Annotated in this window: 12 protein-coding genes; 10 read left to right on the forward strand and 2 right to left on the reverse strand. The window is 75.9% G+C overall.

Going from position 1 to position 15,794, the window contains the following annotated elements:
- Positions 1–8 precede the first annotated feature (8 nt).
- The 8 genes from EKD16_RS10920 (at position 9) to EKD16_RS10955 (ending at position 7,446) form a co-directional block, all read left to right on the forward strand.
- On the forward strand, positions 9–959 hold the full coding sequence (locus tag EKD16_RS10920) for a carbohydrate ABC transporter permease (protein WP_131098286.1): 951 nt from the start codon (positions 9–11) through the stop codon (positions 957–959).
- On the forward strand, positions 959–1,795 hold the full coding sequence (locus EKD16_RS10925) for a carbohydrate ABC transporter permease (RefSeq protein ID WP_131098287.1): 837 nt from the start codon (positions 959–961) through the stop codon (positions 1,793–1,795). The genes EKD16_RS10920 and EKD16_RS10925 overlap by 1 nt, the downstream gene beginning before the upstream one ends.
- Complete coding sequence (locus EKD16_RS10930; RefSeq protein ID WP_131098288.1) at positions 1,792–2,610, forward strand: IclR family transcriptional regulator; 819 nt, start codon at positions 1,792–1,794, stop codon at positions 2,608–2,610. The genes EKD16_RS10925 and EKD16_RS10930 overlap by 4 nt, the downstream gene beginning before the upstream one ends.
- Positions 2,611–2,797: 187 nt before the next feature.
- The gene (locus EKD16_RS10935) at positions 2,798–3,673 is read left to right on the forward strand and encodes an oxygenase MpaB family protein (RefSeq protein ID WP_242677333.1); all 876 of its coding nucleotides are present in this window, start codon (positions 2,798–2,800) and stop codon (positions 3,671–3,673) included.
- 157 nt (positions 3,674–3,830) lie between these two features.
- Positions 3,831–4,892, forward strand: a complete 1,062-nt coding sequence (locus EKD16_RS10940; protein WP_131098289.1) for an NAD-dependent epimerase/dehydratase family protein — start codon at positions 3,831–3,833, stop codon at positions 4,890–4,892.
- Positions 4,893–5,330: 438 nt separating this feature from the next.
- A complete protein-coding gene (locus EKD16_RS10945; RefSeq protein WP_242677334.1) occupies positions 5,331–6,008 on the forward strand; it encodes a glycosyltransferase family 2 protein in 678 nt (225 codons plus the stop codon).
- A complete protein-coding gene (locus EKD16_RS10950) occupies positions 6,005–6,772 on the forward strand; it encodes a TIGR04282 family arsenosugar biosynthesis glycosyltransferase (protein WP_131098291.1) in 768 nt (255 codons plus the stop codon). Before EKD16_RS10945 ends, EKD16_RS10950 begins: the two co-directional genes overlap by 4 nt.
- Positions 6,772–7,446, forward strand: coding sequence for a class I SAM-dependent methyltransferase (locus EKD16_RS10955; RefSeq protein WP_131098292.1), 675 nt, complete (start codon positions 6,772–6,774; stop codon positions 7,444–7,446). Before EKD16_RS10950 ends, EKD16_RS10955 begins: the two co-directional genes overlap by 1 nt.
- An 85-nt stretch (positions 7,447–7,531) precedes the next feature.
- Here EKD16_RS10955 and EKD16_RS10960 read toward each other — a convergent pair whose 3' ends face one another.
- Positions 7,532–8,026 carry a hypothetical protein gene (locus tag EKD16_RS10960; RefSeq protein WP_131098293.1) on the reverse strand — a complete coding sequence of 165 codons (495 nt, stop codon included), beginning with the start codon at positions 8,024–8,026 and terminating at the stop codon, positions 7,532–7,534.
- Positions 8,023–9,321, reverse strand: a complete 1,299-nt coding sequence (locus EKD16_RS10965; RefSeq protein ID WP_242677335.1) for a molybdopterin-dependent oxidoreductase — start codon at positions 9,319–9,321, stop codon at positions 8,023–8,025. The genes EKD16_RS10960 and EKD16_RS10965 overlap by 4 nt, the downstream gene beginning before the upstream one ends.
- Positions 9,322–9,731: 410 nt before the next feature.
- Here EKD16_RS10965 and EKD16_RS10970 point away from each other — a divergent pair, with 410 nt between their 5' ends.
- Both EKD16_RS10970 and EKD16_RS10975 read left to right on the forward strand, forming a co-directional pair.
- Positions 9,732–11,165 (forward strand): hypothetical protein, encoded by a 1,434-nt coding sequence (locus EKD16_RS10970; protein ID WP_242677336.1) that lies wholly within the window; start codon positions 9,732–9,734, stop codon positions 11,163–11,165.
- A 744-nt stretch (positions 11,166–11,909) separates the two neighbouring features.
- Positions 11,910–15,758, forward strand: coding sequence for an AfsR/SARP family transcriptional regulator (locus EKD16_RS10975; RefSeq protein ID WP_131098296.1), 3,849 nt, complete (start codon positions 11,910–11,912; stop codon positions 15,756–15,758).
- Positions 15,759–15,794: the final 36 nt, after the last annotated feature.

Genomic DNA, 15,794 nt, shown 5'->3' on the forward strand with positions numbered 1-15,794 from the left:
CGGCGCGCATGGCCACCCCCGCACCGCCGCTTCGCGTGGCCGGGCGCGCCCTCGCCCGGCTGCGCAGAAGCGGCCGCCTGGAACCCTGGATGTACCTCGCGCCCGCGCTGGCCGTGCTGGGCGCGCTGCTGGTCTACCCGCTCTACCAGCTCGTCCTGGTCTCCTTCTACGACTACCGCCAACCCCAGGTCACCGGGGTCGAGCCGCTGCGCTTCATCGGCTGGGAGAACTACCGCGAACTCCTTGCCGACCCGCAGTTCTGGGAGGTGCTGGCCAATACCGTCGGCTTCGCCGCCGCCTGCGTGGCGGGCACCATCGCCGTCGGGGGAACCCTGGCGGTGCTCGCCACGCGGCTCTCGGCGTGGGTGCGCACCCTGCTGTTCCTCGCCGCCCTGGGCGCCTGGGCCACACCGGCGGTCACCGGCAGCGCGGTGTGGCTGTTCCTGTTCGACCCGTCCCTGGGGCCGGTCAACCAGGCCCTCACCGCCCTCGGGTTCACCGGCTTCGAGGGGCACTCCTGGACCTACACGAAGTGGTCGGCGTTCGGGCTCGTCCTCAGCCAGGTGGTGTGGTGCTCGTTCCCGTTCGTGATGGTCACGCTCTACGCCGGGATCCGGGCGATCCCCGGCGAGGTGATCGAGGCGGCGCGCCTCGACGGAGCCTCGACCCGCCGCATCGCCCTCAGCGTCATGCTGCCGATGCTGCGCCCGGCCATGGCGGTGGTCACGATCCAGTCGATCATCTGGGATTTCAAAATCTTCACCCAGATCTACATCATCACCGGAGGTGGCGGCATCGCCGGGCAGAACCTGGTGCTCAACGTCTACGCCTATCAGCAGGCGTTCGCCGCGGGCGAGTACGGCCTGGGCTCGGCCATCGGTGTCGTCACCACACTGCTGCTGCTGGTGATCTCCCTGCTGTACCTGCGCGCCCTGCGCCGCCGAGGGGAGGTGCTGTGATGCTGCGCCGCCTGCGGACCGACACCGCCGGGCTACTGGTCACCCTGGTGGTGGCCTTCCCGCTGTACTGGATGGTGCTCTCGGCGCTCAAACCCCGCAGCGCCCTGGAGGCGGGCGACCCCCTGCCCTACACCCTCGCGCCGACGCTGGACTCCTTCCGCCGGGTGCTGCTGGTGGAGGACTTCGGCCGCTACCTGCTCAACAGCGTCGGCGTGGCCGCGGCGGTGGTCGTCTGCTCCACACTGTGCGCTTTCCTGGCAGCCGTCGCCCTGACCCGCTATCGCTTCCGCTCCCGCGTTACGCTGCTGATCATGGTGCTCATCGCGCAGATGGTACCGGTGGAGGCGCTGACCATCCCGCTGTTCTTCCTCATGCGCGGCATCGGCCAGTCCGTCCCGCAGCTGGGCCTGAACCACCTGGGCTCCCTCGTGCTCGTGCACACGGCGTTCGCGATCCCGCTGGCGATCTGGATGCTGCGGGGATTCGTCGCCGCCGTGCCGCGCGAACTGGAGGAGGCCGCCTGGCTGGACGGCGCCGGCAGCCTGACGTTCGTCTGGCGGGTGCTCTTCCCGCTGACCGCGCCCGGCGTGGTGGCCACCAGCATCTTCGCGTTCATCATGACCTGGAACGACTTCCTGTTCGCCACCACCTTCATCATCTCCGCCCAAGAGAACCAGACGCTGCCCGTCGCCCTGCTGTCGTTCTTCCGGCCCGACGAGAACGACTGGGGCGCCATCATGGCCGGGTCGGTGCTGATGACTCTGCCGGTACTGGTCTTCTTCCTGTTCGTGCAGCGCCGGCTCGCCTCGGGACTGGGAGGTGCCGTCAAAGGATGACCCCTCAGTCCGCCCCGCGCCGCAACGCCTCGATGTCGCTGCGCCGGGCGCTGGCCATCGTCGAGTTCGTGCGCTCGCTGCCCGCGGGCAGCGGCGGCGCGACGCTCACCCAGCTCGCCGAGGCCGTGGGCATCAACAAGAGCTCGGTGCTGCGGCTGGCGACCCCGCTGGTGGAGTCGGGTCTGCTCGACCGCGACAGCGCGAGCGGCCGGTTCCGCCTGGGCGCGGCGGCGCTCGCGCTGTGGCAGGCCTACCTGGACCAGCTCGATCTGCGGTCGGTGGCCGCCGACCACCTGCGCGGGCTGATGCGCCGCACCGGCCACACCTGCCACCTGGTGCTGCTCGACGGGCACGACGTCGTCTACGCCGACAAGGTGGAGAACACCACGACGGTGCGGATGGCCTCGCGCATCGGCGCGCGCATGCCCGCCTACCGCACGGCCGTGGGCAAGGCGATCCTCGCGTTCTCCCCGGCGGACCTGGTGGCCGACGTGCTCGCCGGCGGACTAGCGCCGGTGACCGAGCACACCGTGACCGATCCCGCGCTGCTCCAGGAGGAGCTGCGGCGGGTGCGCGGGCGCGGCTACGCCATCGACGACCGCGAGAACGAACCCGAGGTGCGCTGCGTCGCCGCTGCAATCTTCGACCACAACCGCGACCCGATCGCCGCCATCAGCGTCTCGGCCCTGGTCAGCCGGATGCCGCCGGCCCGAGTGCGCGAACTGGGCCCCGAGGTCGCCGAGGTCGCCAGGCGCGTCTCGACCGAACTGGGCGCCCCGCCCATGGAGGAGGCCCCGCCGGGACCGCCCGGCTGATCCGCGCGGGCCGGGTCCGGCGTGTGCGCATCAACCGGGCTCGCCGCGGGGCCTCCACCGGCGTGCGCTGGGGGTACCACGCCCGCCACCCTCTGGGGCCGCTCGGGTGCGGGCGCCGCAGCGCCGCGTGCATTCGGACATTCGGCTCTTACTCGCCCTTGCGGGCATAGTTGTGCAGACTGGTCGCGTGAGTGATGCTTCCAACGGCCGGGGGCCGCGCGGGCTGCGTGGGCGGGTCGGTGCGGCGGTGTTCGCGCGGGTGGCCGGGCCCGAGGGGCCCGCGAACCGGGCGCGGATCCACGGGGCGCCCGGTCCCCGGTGGTTCGGGCCCGACCGGCCGATCCGGCGGGTGCACGGGGACGCGGCGATGTTCGTCGGGGGCCTGCGGGCACTGCTGCTGCAGTCGCTGCATCCGCTGGCGATGGCCGCCGTCGCCGAGCACTCCGGCTACCGGGGCGATCCCTGGGGGCGTCTGCACCGCACCAGCACGTTCCTCGCGGTGACCACCTACGGCGCAGACGCCGACGCCCGCGCTGCCGTCGAGCGGGTGCGGCGGGTGCACGAGCACGTGCGGGGGACCGACGCCGCCGGCCGGACCTACCGCGCGGGTGATCCGCACCTGCTCACCTGGGTGCACATCGCCGAAGTCGAGAGCTTCCTGCGCTGCCACCAGCGCTACGGGGCGGCCCCGCTGGACGCCGCGGGCTGCGACGCCTACATCGCCGACACCGCGCGCGTCGCCGACGCCCTCGGCGCGGAGTCCCCGCCGCGCTCACGTGCCGAACTGGCCGAGGCGCTGGCCCGCTACCGCCCGGAGTTGCGGGCCATCCCCGAAGCCCGCGACACCGCCCGCTTCCTGCTGCGCGACCCGCCCCTGCCGCCGGCCGCGCGTCCCGCCTATGCCGCCCTGGCTGCGGGCGCCGCGGCCACCCTGCCCGACTGGGCGCGCAGCGAACTGGGCGTACCGCGGCGCCGCGTCGCCCAGGCGACGGTGACCCCCTTCGCCACGGGAGCCGTCGTGCGCACCATCCGCTGGGCGATGGCGGCCCGCCCCCGCGAGTGATGCGCCGCCGGGCCCCGCCCCGGCCGCAGCGCTGAGGCGCCCTCGCGGCTCGCCGGCAGGCCGCGCCGCACACCGCGAGCCGCCGAAGGCCGGCACCGGCCGCCGGCCCCGGTGCGCCCCGTACCGTGGACCGCCGGTGGCGGATAGCTTTTCGGGCATGCGCATACTCGTCACCGGCGGCGCCGGGTTCATCGGATCCCACATCACCGCCGCGCTCGCCGAGGCCGGCCATGACACCGTGGTGCTGGACGCGCAACCGCCGCCGGAGCGCTCGGCCGCCGGTGCCGGGTCCGCCCGATGGATCCGCTGCGACGTCCGCGACGAACAGGGCGTGGGTGAGGCGCTGCACGGTGTGGACGCGGTGTGCCACCAGGCCGCCATGGTGGGTCTGACCGCGGACTTCGGCGACGCCCCCGACTACGTCGGCACCAACGACCTGGGCACCGCCGTACTGCTGGCGGCCATGGCACGCGCCGGTGTCCGCGACCTCGTGCTGGCCGGGTCCATGGTCGTCTACGGCGAGGGCCGCTACACCTGCGGCGAGCACGGCGACGTGCGGCCGGGCCCGCGGCGCCCGGCCGAGCTCGACGCCGGCCGGTTCGAACCGCCGTGCCCGGTGTGCGGCGCCACGCTGGAGCCCGGCCTCGTCGGCGAGGACGCGCCCGCCGACCCCCGCAGCGTCTACGCCGCCACCAAGCTCGCCCAGGAGCACCTCGCTGCCGCGTGGGCCCGTGCCACCGGCGGCCGCGCCGTCTCGCTGCGCTACCACAACGTCTACGGTCCGGGCATGCCGCGCGACACGCCCTACGCCGGCGTCGCGTCCTTCTTCCGCTCCGCCCTGGCCCGCGGCGATGCGCCTGCTGTGTTCGAGGACGGGCGCCAGCGCCGCGACTTCGTGCACGTCCGCGACGTGGCCGGCGCCAACGTGGCCGCCCTGGAAGCCGTCGCGGACCGCGAGGACGGCACCCTGCGGGCCTACAACGCCGGCAGCGGAACCCCGCACACCGTCGGGGAGATGGCCGAGGCCCTGGCCCGCGCCTACGGCGGCCCCCACCCGCGGACCACGGGGCAGTACCGGCTCGGTGACGTCCGCCACATCACCGCCTCCTCGGCGAGGCTGGCCGACGAGCTGGGCTGGCGCGCCGGGGTGGGCTTCGCCGAGGGGATGGCGGAGTTCGCGGCGGCACCGCTGCGCGACGCGCCGCCGCCCGTGCGCTGACTCTCCCGGTCCGCGGCACCACGGCGCCGCGGCCGGATCCGGCCGTCCCGGTCGCCTCGGTCGCCTCGGCGCCGCCGGTTCCGAACAACAGGTGAACCCCGGGTTGCTTCGCGGCGCACCGGGGGCAGTAGAGAACGAAGAGTGTACGAAGCCTGACGTGGCGTGAGTCGAGGAGGCGGCGGGACCGAGACCGGGATCAGCGGCTGCGCGTCGGCCACGGGGGCCGGGCATCGGTGCCCCCGCGCCGTACGGGTATCCGGCCACCCCCTCGTCCGGCCGCCTCGGAGTCCAGGAGGTCCCGTGGCCCGAGGCGATCCGCAGCATGGCAGCGAAGCAGCGCCCGACCGGCGCCCACCGACGGCGCCGGAAGGGGGCGAACCGGCCTCCGCAGCGAGCGCAGGCACGCGTGGGGGCGGTGCGGAACCACCCTCGGTGGAGGTGGTGCTGCCCTGCCTGGACGAGGCCGACGCGCTGCCCTGGGTGCTCAGCCGGGTCCCCGACGGCTGGGGCGCGATCGTCGTCGACAACGGCTCCACCGACGGCTCGGCCGGTATCGCCGCGCAGCTGGGCGCCCGGGTGGTCACCGAGGAGCGGCGCGGGTTCGGAGCCGCCTGCCACGCGGGGCTGAGCGCCGCCCGCGCCGAGTTCGTCTGCTTCTGCGACTGCGACGGCTCCCTCGACCCCGCGCTGCTGGCGCCCATGGTCGACGCCCTGCGCAGCGGATCGGCCGAGCTCGTGCTCGGGCGGCGCCTGAGCACTCAAGCGCGCACCTGGCCGTTGCACGCCCGGATCGGCAACGCCGCCGTGACCCGGATGCTGCGGCGCCGCACCGGAGTCCGCCTGCGCGACATCGGCCCGATGCGCACCGCCCGCCGCGAGGCGCTGCTCGACCTCGGGCTGACCGACCGGCGCTCGGGCTACCCGCTGCAGATGGTGGTGCGCGCCGCCGACGCGGGCTGGGGCATCCGGGAAGTCGACGTGCCCTACGGCGCCCGCACCGGGCGCTCCAAGGTCACCGGAACCTGGCGCGGAACCTGGACCGCGGTGCGCGACATGCGGGCGGTGCTGCGCCAACCGCCGCCCGCACCCGCCTTCCGGGCCGGGGAGCCGCGATGAGCGGCCCGGGCGCGCGCCGCGCCGACGGGCTCGCCCGTGCGGGTCGGGGCACCCGGACGCCCGCGTGGGCGAGCCGCCGGCGCACCGCCGCGGACGCGAAGCCGACCAACGGCGGCCCCAACCCCCTCGGCCCCGCCACACTCCTGGTCATCGCCAAGGAACCGGTCCCCGGACGGGTCAAGACGCGCCTGGCCCCCGATTTCTCCCCGGAGGCGGCCGCGGAACTGGCCGCGGCCGCGCTGGCCGACACCCTGGACGCGGTACTGGCCGCCCCGGCGCACCGCAGGGTCCTCGTGCTGAGCGGAGATACGGGAGCCTGGCTGCCCGAGCGCGGATTCGAGATCGTCCCTCAAGCCGAAGGCGGGCTCGACGAGCGCCTCGCCGCGGCCTTCGCCGACTGCTCGGGGCCCACGCTGCTCATCGGCATGGACACCCCGCAGGTCACCCCCGCACTGCTGGCCCCCGCGCTGGAGACCACCGCTTGCGAGAAGGCCGACGCGTGGTTCGGCCCCGCCGACGACGGCGGATTCTGGGCGCTGGGGCTGGCCGAGCCCGACCCGCACCTGCTGCGGGGAGTGCCGATGTCCACTCCGCGCACCGGCGAAATCCAGCGCCGACGGCTCGTGGACGCCGGTCTGCGGGTGCGCGATCTGGACACCCTCGTCGACGTCGACACGGCCGCGACCGCCGCCCGCGTCGCGCACACCGCCCCCCACGGCCGTTTCGCCGCGGCCTGGCGGCGCCGCCGCCCCGAGGAGGGGTGATGGGGCGTACAGGGGCCGCGCGCCGCTCCGCGCCGGCGCGCACGGCGGACCCCTATGCCGACGCGCTGGGCAGCGGACGCGGCCCCCTGTTCCTGCGCGGCGCGGACGGGAGCATGCTGGCACTGGAGGTCGAGCGCTGGTGCGCCGACGTCGACCACGCCGACACCACCGTCCTGCGGCGCTGCGAGGGCGCCGTCCTCGACGTCGGCTGCGGGCCCGGCCGCATGGTCGTCGGCCTCGCCGCGCGAGGGCAGCGGGGGCTGGGCATCGACACGCACCCGGCGGCCGTCCGGCGGACCCGGGCCGCGGGCGGCCGCGCGCTGCGCCGCAGCGTGTTCGACGCCCTGCCCGGTGAAGGAGGGTGGCCCACGGCGCTCCTGCTCGACGGCAACATCGGCATCGGCGGCGACCCCGAGGACCTGCTCGCGCGCATGGCCGATGTGGTAGCCCCCGGCGGGCTGCTGCTGGTGGAGGTCGCCGGCGAGGACGTCGACGAGCGACTGGCAGCCCGGATCTGCGACGCCTCCGGCCGGTGCACCGCGCCGTTCGCGTGGGCGCGCGTGGGAGCCGCCGCGCTGGCCGCGACGGCCTCGCGCACGTCCTGGACCGTCGTCGAGACGTGGAGCTGCGGCCGCCGCCTCTTCACGGCGCTGCGCCGCCGGGAGCGGCTGTGAGGGGGCGGTTCCGCGCCCGGCTCGGTCCGGCCCGAGCGCGGCTCCGGCCGTGCCGCGCCGTGCTGCGGGCACCGGCCCGTCGGCGTCAGCCGGCGCGACCGCCCGCCCTCCTCCTGCGGCCGGCCCGCAGCACGCGCACCGCCAGCAGCAGCCCCGAGGCGCCGAACAGGGCGGCGGTGGCCAGCAGCCAGCGGCCCGCGAACACGTCCACGGACATGCCGGTGACCTCCCGGTACCCGCCAGGCAGCCGCAGAATGAGCGGCAGCCAGACCAGCAGCAGCAGCCCGGAGAGCACGGCGGGGACCCGCACGTGGTTCAGCCACGGCCGAGGCCCGCGCCCGTCGGGGCCGCGCCCCCGGACGCCCGCCGCCGCCTGGGCCGCGCGATCCAGCGCCGAATACGCCGGAAGGAGCACCAAGTCATGGGCGAGGGCCGCGCCGGCGAACCATACGGCCGCCATCACCGGCTCCTGCGCCAACAGCCGCACCCCGGCGTAGGCGGCCAGGGCCAGCGAGCACACCATAAGCACCAGGTGCAGCGCCGAACCGCCGTACCAGGCCCGCAGCCGGACGCCGATCACGTCAGGCCGCCGAAGGTCAGGCGCTCCACCCACTTGGTGTTGTGCACACCGGGGTTGGCCGGGACGATCACCCGCGCCGGGAATCCGTGGTCGGCGGAGAGGTCCGCGCCGTTCACCCGCAGCGCCAGCAGCGAACGCGGGTCGCGGACCTGGTTGGCGCGCAGTGCCGCGGCGCGGAAGGCGCCCTCCTGCTGCACCGACTCCACCATCACCCCCGGCGCCCGGCCGTCGTCGGCGGCCGCGTCCACCAGCGCCGCGAGGTCGGCCAGCCGTATACCGCTCCACTGCTGGTCGGTGGTCGACCAGCCCTCGACGCAGGCGATGGGCAGCGCCGCGCTGAACTGCGCCATCTCCAGCAGTTCCGGCCGGGAGAACACGCGCTCGCCGCCGTCGCCGCGAACCGTCAAGCGCCAGTCGGGGCCGATGTCGGAGGCGGAGATCCCCACCGCGGCGGTGGTCTTGTTGACCTGGAACCCGTTGGGGCCGGGCCCGGGGCCGCGCCCGCGCGGCGCCAGCAGCGCGGTGACCCGCAGCGGCCCGCCGATGCTCTGCCCGGCCGTGACCGCGAACAGGGTCAGCGAACCCAGCCCGACCAGCCCGAGCGCGCCGCGCCGCGACAGGGTCGGCGGTGCCGGACGCGTCGCCTCCAGCCCCGTACCGGAGCCACCGGGGGAGGGGTGAGCGGCGGCCGGGGGCTCCCCGGCGCGCCCGGCGCGGCGTCGGCCCAGCGCAGCGACCACGACGCGCATCCGCAGCGCGACGTGCACCACCAACGCGGAGATGAACACCCACGCGCCGTAGAAGTGCAGCGGATAGAACGAGCCCGGGAAGAGGTAGGTGAGTTGGACGTTCAACAGCCCTGTGGCGAACTGGAACACCGCGCCCCCCACGAGCAGCAGCAGCGAGATGCGCTCCAGAGCATGCGCCGCCGAACGCACCGGCGGCCAGGTGAACAGCTTCGGGATCACCGACCACAGCTTGGCCAGCAGCACCGGAACCAGGACGACACCGAGGGTGACGTGCAGCCCCTGGGTGAGGCGGTAGAGCCAGTAGGGGCTCGTCGGCCAGTCGAACAGGTAGAAACCGAGCAGGCCCTTGTCGGGCGTCGTGTCGTTCACCGCGGCCAAATCGGGGTTGTATGCGGCGTAGGAGAGCAGACCCGTCGTGAACACCACCGCGATGCCCGCCAGCAGGACCACGCCGAACACCGACGTCAGCCACGGGCCGCGCAGCGGGCTGCGCCAGAACCGTGCACGCGCGGGGCCCGGCGGCCCCTGGAGCAGCGCAGCCCGCAAGCGTGCGCCTCGCGCCGCGGCCCCACCGGGTCCGGTCCGCGCGCCGCCGCGGCCCTGGTGACCGGAAGGGGGCTCTCCGTCGCCGCTGCCGTCCATCCCGGCCTCCCGCACCTCTGGCCTGTGCCGTCCGGCGGTCCGGTTCTCCTCACTCGGGTGGGGGGAACCGGACGGCCGGACATCCCGCCGCCGACCCTCACCCTAGGCCCGGCATCCGGCGGGAACGGGCGGGGCGCGCCACGGATCCGGCTGTTGGGGAACCTTTCCCGGCGCCCGCGTTCCGGTTGCAGTGCCGGTCGGGCCCTCACCGACGATCGCAGGAACACGGTCCGCCGGTCCACCGCGGTCGCGTCCGAGACGCTCGGCGGCCCGTCGGGCCGACAAGCAGTGCGGTGCGCGTCTACGGTGGCCGCGTGAGTACGCCCCGCCGCTCGCCGCAGCCCGCATCCGAAACCGACACCGGCACTCGCACCGGCACCGGCACCGACCGCAGAACAGGCGGACGCCGCCGGGACGTGGTCACCGCCGTCGCGGCGGCGGTCCTCGTCGCCGTGGCCGCGGTCGTGGGCGTCCTGATCGAGCGCGCCGGCCAGAAGCTCTACGTCGACTGGGAGCCGCTCTACTCCGAGTGGATGCCCCACCTCGGCCCCGGAACGGTGCCCGCGATCGCTGTCGCGGTGGCCGTCGCAGGCTGGGGGCCGGCCGTCGCGGCGCGGCTGTCCTGGCGCCCTCTGGTATGGGCCACCTGGGCCGGAGCCATGGCCTGGACCTTCTCCCTCGCGCTGGTGGACGGATGGCAGCGGGGCATCGCCGGTCAGCTCGAAGACAAGCACGAGTACCTGCTGGCCATGGGCCGCTGGGACGACCCCGCCGCGACCCTGCGCGAGTTCACCGACCACATTCTCATCGACGTCCCGCAGAACTGGCCCGCGCACGTCGCCGGACACCCTCCGGGGGCGATGCTGACCTTCGTCGGCCTGGACCGCATCGGTCTGGGCGGCGGCGCATGGGCAGGCGTCTTCTGCATCGTCGCGGGCACCTCGGCCGCGGCCGCCATCCTGGTCACCCTCAAGGCGCTGGGCGCGGAGCGGGCGGCGCGCGCGTCCGCCCCCTTCGTCGTGCTCGCCCCCGCAGCGGTGTGGATCGGCACCTCGGCCGACGGCTACTTCGCGGGCGTCACCGCCTGGGGGCTGGCGCTGCTCGCAGTGGCCGGCACCGCCCGCTCGCCCGGCCGCTGGGCGGCGGCCCTGGGCGCCGGGCTGCTCCTGGGCTGGGTGCTCTACCTCTCCTACGGCCTGACGCTGGCCGGAATCCTCGCCTTGGCGGTCATCGCCTGCAGCCGCACCCTGCGCCCCCTGCCTTTGGCGGTCCTCGGGGCCGCGGCGGTCGCCGCCGCGTTCACCGCCGCCGGATTCTGGTGGTTCGAGGGCTACGACCTGCTGGTGACCCGCTACTACCAGGGGGTGGGCGGCGAACGGCCCTACTACTACTGGGTCTGGGCCAACCTCGCCATCGTCGTGATCACGGCGGGACCGGCGGCGGTGGCGGGCCTGCGCCGCGCCGTGGTCGCGGCGCCGGCGGCGCTGCGGCGCCTGCGGCGCCTGCGCCGCCGGCCGTCGAACGGAGACGACGCCCTGGCCGTGATGGCGACGGCCGCCGCCCTGGCGATCGCCGCCGCCGACCTGTCCGGGATGAGCAAGGCCGAGACGGAGCGGATCTGGTTGCCGTTCGTGGTCTGGCTGATCCCGGCCGCCGCGTTCCTGCCGCTGCGCGACCACCGCGTCTGGCTCGGTGTCCAGGCCGTGCTGGCGCTGCTGGCCAACCACCTGCTGCTCAACGGCTGGTGACGGTGGCGCGCGGCGGCGCCTGATTCCCGCCGAGTCCTGCTTCAGGGACACTTTCGGCGTCGAGACTGTCCCTGGAGTCAGGCTCGGTGCGGCGTCGGTCGCCGCCACCGGCGGGCAACGCGCCGCTCGTCACCCGGGCGCAGCGGCTCGGGCGCTGGCGGGGCCGGACCGCTCCGGCCGGGCGGCGTGCGGTGCTGGATGCAGAGCACGCCGCCCGGCCGGAGCATGCCGGCGGTGGGACCTACCGCGGCGGTGCCATGCGACGTTTCGTCCCCCCGATGGCGCTGCGGCGCTCCACCGCCGACCACGATGCCGACACCTGACCCCGTCCTGATCAGCGCGTCGGCATTGCGAGCCCGGGTCCCGGCAGGAGGGCCGCCCCTGCGGCGGCACGGTGGCACCGCGCGCCGTCGTCCCCCTTCCGGTGCGGCGGCCCGGGGCCGCCCGCCGACCCGCGGCCGTCGAAACGGCCGCCGCCGGCGGGCGGTTTCCTCCCATCGATCACATTAGGCGGGCCGCCGTTGCAACGGCGTGGCATCGGCGTGGCACCGCCCGCAACGCCGTCGCCACGCGGTCTTGGCGAGGTCTCGGCGCCCGGCCGCCGCGCCGCCGCGGCCGCGTTCGTACCCCCGGTGAGCACCGCGTTCGGCCGGGTAGCCTACGGAGCGGCGAAGGGCGCGGCGCCCCGCGCGGCGATGGGCGCGGCGCCGCCCGCGTCGTCTCAGAGGGGGTGTCCAAAATCCGATGAGTGGTGCACATGCCGCCGACTTCCGCATCCTCGGACCCGTGGACATCCGCATCGACGGCGTGCGGGCCGAACTGTCCGCCCCGCGCCTGCGCGTCGTGCTGGTCTCGCTGCTGCTGCGCCCGGGCCGGGCCGTGGCCGCCGAGGAGATCGTCGAGCGCCTGTGGGGGGAGTCGGCGGCCGCGGGCGCGCGCACCACCCTGCGCTCCTACGTGATGCGGCTGCGCAGGACCCTGGCCGAAGCCGGAATCGCCGGGGACGTCGTGCGGACCGCGACGGAGGGATACCTCATCGACGTCGGCCCCGGCCAGGTCGACCTGCACCGCTTCTACGCCGAGGTCGAGGAGGCGGACGCGGCCCGCGGGCGCGGCGACGCCGACGCCGAGTCACGCCACCTCGACCGGGCACTCGCCATCCCGCAGGGCGCCGCCCTGGCCGACGTCGACTCCGACTCGCTGTACCGCGACGTCGCCCTGCCGTTCGAGGAGCGCCGGCTGCAGCTGCTGGAACGCAGCTTCTCCCGCGCACTCGAACGCGGCGACGGCGCCGGGGTGATACCGCGGCTGCAGGCGCTCGCCGCCCGCCACCCGCTGCGGGAGCGCTTCAGCGAGCAGTTGATGACGGCTCTCTACCGCACCGGTCGCCAGGGCGAGGCACTCTCGCACTACCACCGCCTCAGCGCCCATCTCGCCGAGGAACTCGGCACCGACCCCGGGCCGCGCCTGCGCGAACTGTTCGCGGCCGTGCTGCGCCAGGACGCCGACTCGCCCGGCGACTCGGCGCTGTCGCGGCCACCGGCCGCGCGACCGCGGACGGCCGCCGCGCCCACCGGGGAGAAGGCGCCCGATGCGTCCGCGGCGCCGGAGCCGCCCGATGCGCCTGTGGAGGGTGGGCGCTCCGCAGAGGACGGGCCCGTCGAGCCCTCCGGGGCGCCGCAGCCGTCCCGACCCGGCCGAGGTCCGGCTGCCGCATCCGCGGCGCCGGTTGAGGGGGCGTGTCGAGGTGCGGCGGCCGAATCCGGGCAGCCGGAGCACCCGCGGGGGCCGCAGCCGCCGGAGGAGGGCAGCGAGCCGGAGAGGAGCGACACGCCGTCCGCGTCGGCGGATGAAGCCGGACCCGACCGCGACGGGGCGGACGTCCCGTCGAACCGGAGAGGACCGGTCGCGTCCCCGGCCGCGCGCAGTGGCGAGCCGCTCCGGCCGCCCGCCGAATCCGGACCGACCGCGACGGCGCGGGAAACCGGATCCTCCCCGGTCGCCGCGGCTGACGCGCCCTTCGGCACCGCGGAACCCGCGACGGCGCCCCCCGACGGCGGTCCCGCCGCCGGTGCGGCGCGGAACCAGGCGGGTGGCGACCGCGCCCCGGCCCTTTCGGGGATGCCGCCCGCGCTGGCGGACTTCGTCGGCCGCACCGCCGAGGCCGAAGCCGTGGCCGACGCGATCGACGGCGGCGGCGTCGGGCTGCCGCTCGCCGCGGTCACAGGTCCGCCGGGGGTCGGCAAGACCGCCTTCGCGCTGCAGAGCGCCCACCGGCTCGCCGACCGCTTCCCCGACGGCCGCCTCTACGTGGACCTGCGCGGCTACGCCGCCGGCCCCGCGCTGCGCCCCGACCATGTCCTGGCGCGCTTCCTCGCGGAGCTGCACGTGGCCCCCGAGCGCATCCCCGCCGAGGTCGAGGAGCAGACCGCGCTGTACCGCTCGGTGCTGACCGGAAAGCGGGTGCTGGTGCTGCTGGACAACGCCGCCGACGCCGAGCAGATCCGGCCGCTGCTGCCCGGCTCGCCCGGCTGCGCGGTCATCGTCACCAGCAGGAACGACCTGCGAGGGCTGCTGCTGGACGGCGCGCTGCCCGTCCGGTTGTCCCCCTTCGACCGGGCCGAGGCGCTGCGGCTGCTCGGCGCCGCCCTGGGGGAGCGGGCGCTGAGCGAGCAGCCCGCGGCCGCCGGCGAACTCGCCGAGCTGTGCGGCCGCGTCCCGCTGGCGCTGCGGATCGCGGCGGCCAACATCCTCGGCGGGCGCGGTATGGCCGAGTACGTCGCCGAACTGCGCGAGTGCGGCCGACTCGGCGCGCTGAGCGTCGACGGCGACCCCAAAGCGGCCGTTCGGGCCGCCTTCGACCTGTCGCACGCCGCGCTGGACCCCGCCGAACGCGGCCTCTTCGCCGCCCTCGGCCTGGTGCCGGGCTCCGACTTCACCCCCGAGGCCGCCGCCGTCCTCGCCGACTGCGGCACCGCCGAGGCGCGCCGCACCCTCGACCGGTTGGCCGGCCGCCACCTCCTGCACCCCTGCGCCCCCGGCCGCTACCGCATGCACGACCTGCTCGCCGAGTACGCCGCCGAACAGGCCCGCGACAGCATGACCGAGGGGCAGCGCGCCGCCGCACGGGAACGCCTGCACCGCCACTACCTGGATGTGGCCGACGCCGCGGGCCGCACCATCGCCCCCGACACCCGCCGCATGGCCCGACCCGGCCCCGCCGCGCACTTCGCCGACACAGCCGAGGCCCTCGCCTGGCTGGAGGCCGAACACACCAACCTGCTGGCCGCCGTCGCCGACGCGGCGGCCGGCGGGCCCGCCGGCCACGCCTGGCACCTGGTCGACGCGCTGCGGGCGTCCTTCGCCGCCCGCACCCTGCTGAGCGACTGGCAGCAAACGGCCCGGACCGGGCTGCGCGCCGCCCGCGCGGCCGGCGACCGCGCCGCCGAAGCGGCGATGCTGCACAACCTCGGCAGCGCGCTGTGGAACAGCGGCGACCTGCAGCAGGCCGCCGCCCGCCTGGAAGAGGCGCTGGAGCTCTTCCGCGCACTCGGCGAACCCGAAGGCGAGATCGCCGCGCTGAACAACCTCGCGCCCTGGCACGTGTGGGGCGGTCGCATCGACCACGCCATCGCCCTGTTCCAGCGGGGCGTGCGGCTGTGCGACGAGTACGGCCTCGACCCGCAGGGCGTGGTGCTGGAAGGCAATCTCGGCGCCGCGTGGGAGAGCGTCGACCTGGCCCGCGCCGGAGCGACGCTGCGCTCCGCGCTGGAGCGCGTGCACCGCCTGGGGCACTCCGGGCGCGAGGGGGTGCTGCTGGGCAGCCTGGCCAGCGTCGAACGCAACCGCGGCGAGCCCGCGGCGGCCCTGGAACTCGCCGAGCAGGCGCTCGCTTCGCTGGAGCGGCGCACGCACGAACTGCAGGTGCTGCCGGTGCTCGTCGACGTCGGCCGCCTGCACGCCGAACTGGGCGACTGCCGCACCGCCCGCCGGGTGGCCGCCCGGGCGCTGGAGCGGTGCGTCGCGGCGGGGGCGCGCCGCGTCGAGGCCGACGCGCGCAACGGGTGGGCCGCCGTCCGCATGGCCGACGGCGACTCCGACGGCGCGCGGGCGCTGTTCGGCCAGGCCCTGGCGATCTCGGAGGAGTCGGGTTACCGGTTCGGCGCGGCCGAGGCCCGGCTCGGGCTGGGCTGGTCCCGGCTGGACGCCGGCCGGATCGCCACCGCGCGGGCCCACGCCGAACGGGCCGCCCACCTGGCCGCGGGCGCCCACCGCATCCTCGAAGGCCGCGCCGCGACGCTGCATGCGGCCGTCGCCCTGGCGACCGGCGCCTGCGCGGCCGCCGGCGAACGGGCCGGGCGCGCCGCGCAGCTGCACCGCGGCACCGGAGCCCGCCCGGACGAGGCGTGGGCGCTGCACCTGGCCGCCGAGTCCGCCGCCCGCGCCGGCGCCGCGGACGCGGCAGCGGCGGCCGCGCGGGCCGAGCAGCTGCACCGCGCCGTGGGCATCCCCGGCGAGCGCATCACCGCACTGCGCGCGACACTGCGCCGCGCCGAGGAGGCCCACCGCGCCGCCGCTCCCGCCCGCGGCTGAGCGCCACTCCCGTCGCCCCCGCACTTTCGCCGGCCT

This window comes from Streptomonospora litoralis (assembly GCF_004323735.1).
Lineage (GTDB): Bacteria > Actinomycetota > Actinomycetes > Streptosporangiales > Streptosporangiaceae > Streptomonospora > Streptomonospora litoralis.

Excerpts from the sequence above, each read along its gene's own strand:
- EKD16_RS10920 (WP_131098286.1), top strand. The coding sequence starts at position 9 with ATGGCCACCCCCGCACCGCCGCTTCGCGTGGCCGGGCGCGCCCTCGCC.
- EKD16_RS10925 (WP_131098287.1), top strand. The coding sequence starts at position 959 with ATGCTGCGCCGCCTGCGGACCGACACCGCCGGGCTACTGGTCACCCTG.
- EKD16_RS10930 (WP_131098288.1), top strand. The coding sequence starts at position 1,792 with ATGACCCCTCAGTCCGCCCCGCGCCGCAACGCCTCGATGTCGCTGCGC.
- EKD16_RS10940 (WP_131098289.1), top strand. The coding sequence starts at position 3,831 with ATGCGCATACTCGTCACCGGCGGCGCCGGGTTCATCGGATCCCACATC.
- EKD16_RS10950 (WP_131098291.1), top strand. The coding sequence starts at position 6,005 with ATGAGCGGCCCGGGCGCGCGCCGCGCCGACGGGCTCGCCCGTGCGGGT.
- EKD16_RS10955 (WP_131098292.1), top strand. The coding sequence starts at position 6,772 with ATGGGGCGTACAGGGGCCGCGCGCCGCTCCGCGCCGGCGCGCACGGCG.
- EKD16_RS10975 (WP_131098296.1), top strand. The coding sequence starts at position 11,910 with ATGAGTGGTGCACATGCCGCCGACTTCCGCATCCTCGGACCCGTGGAC.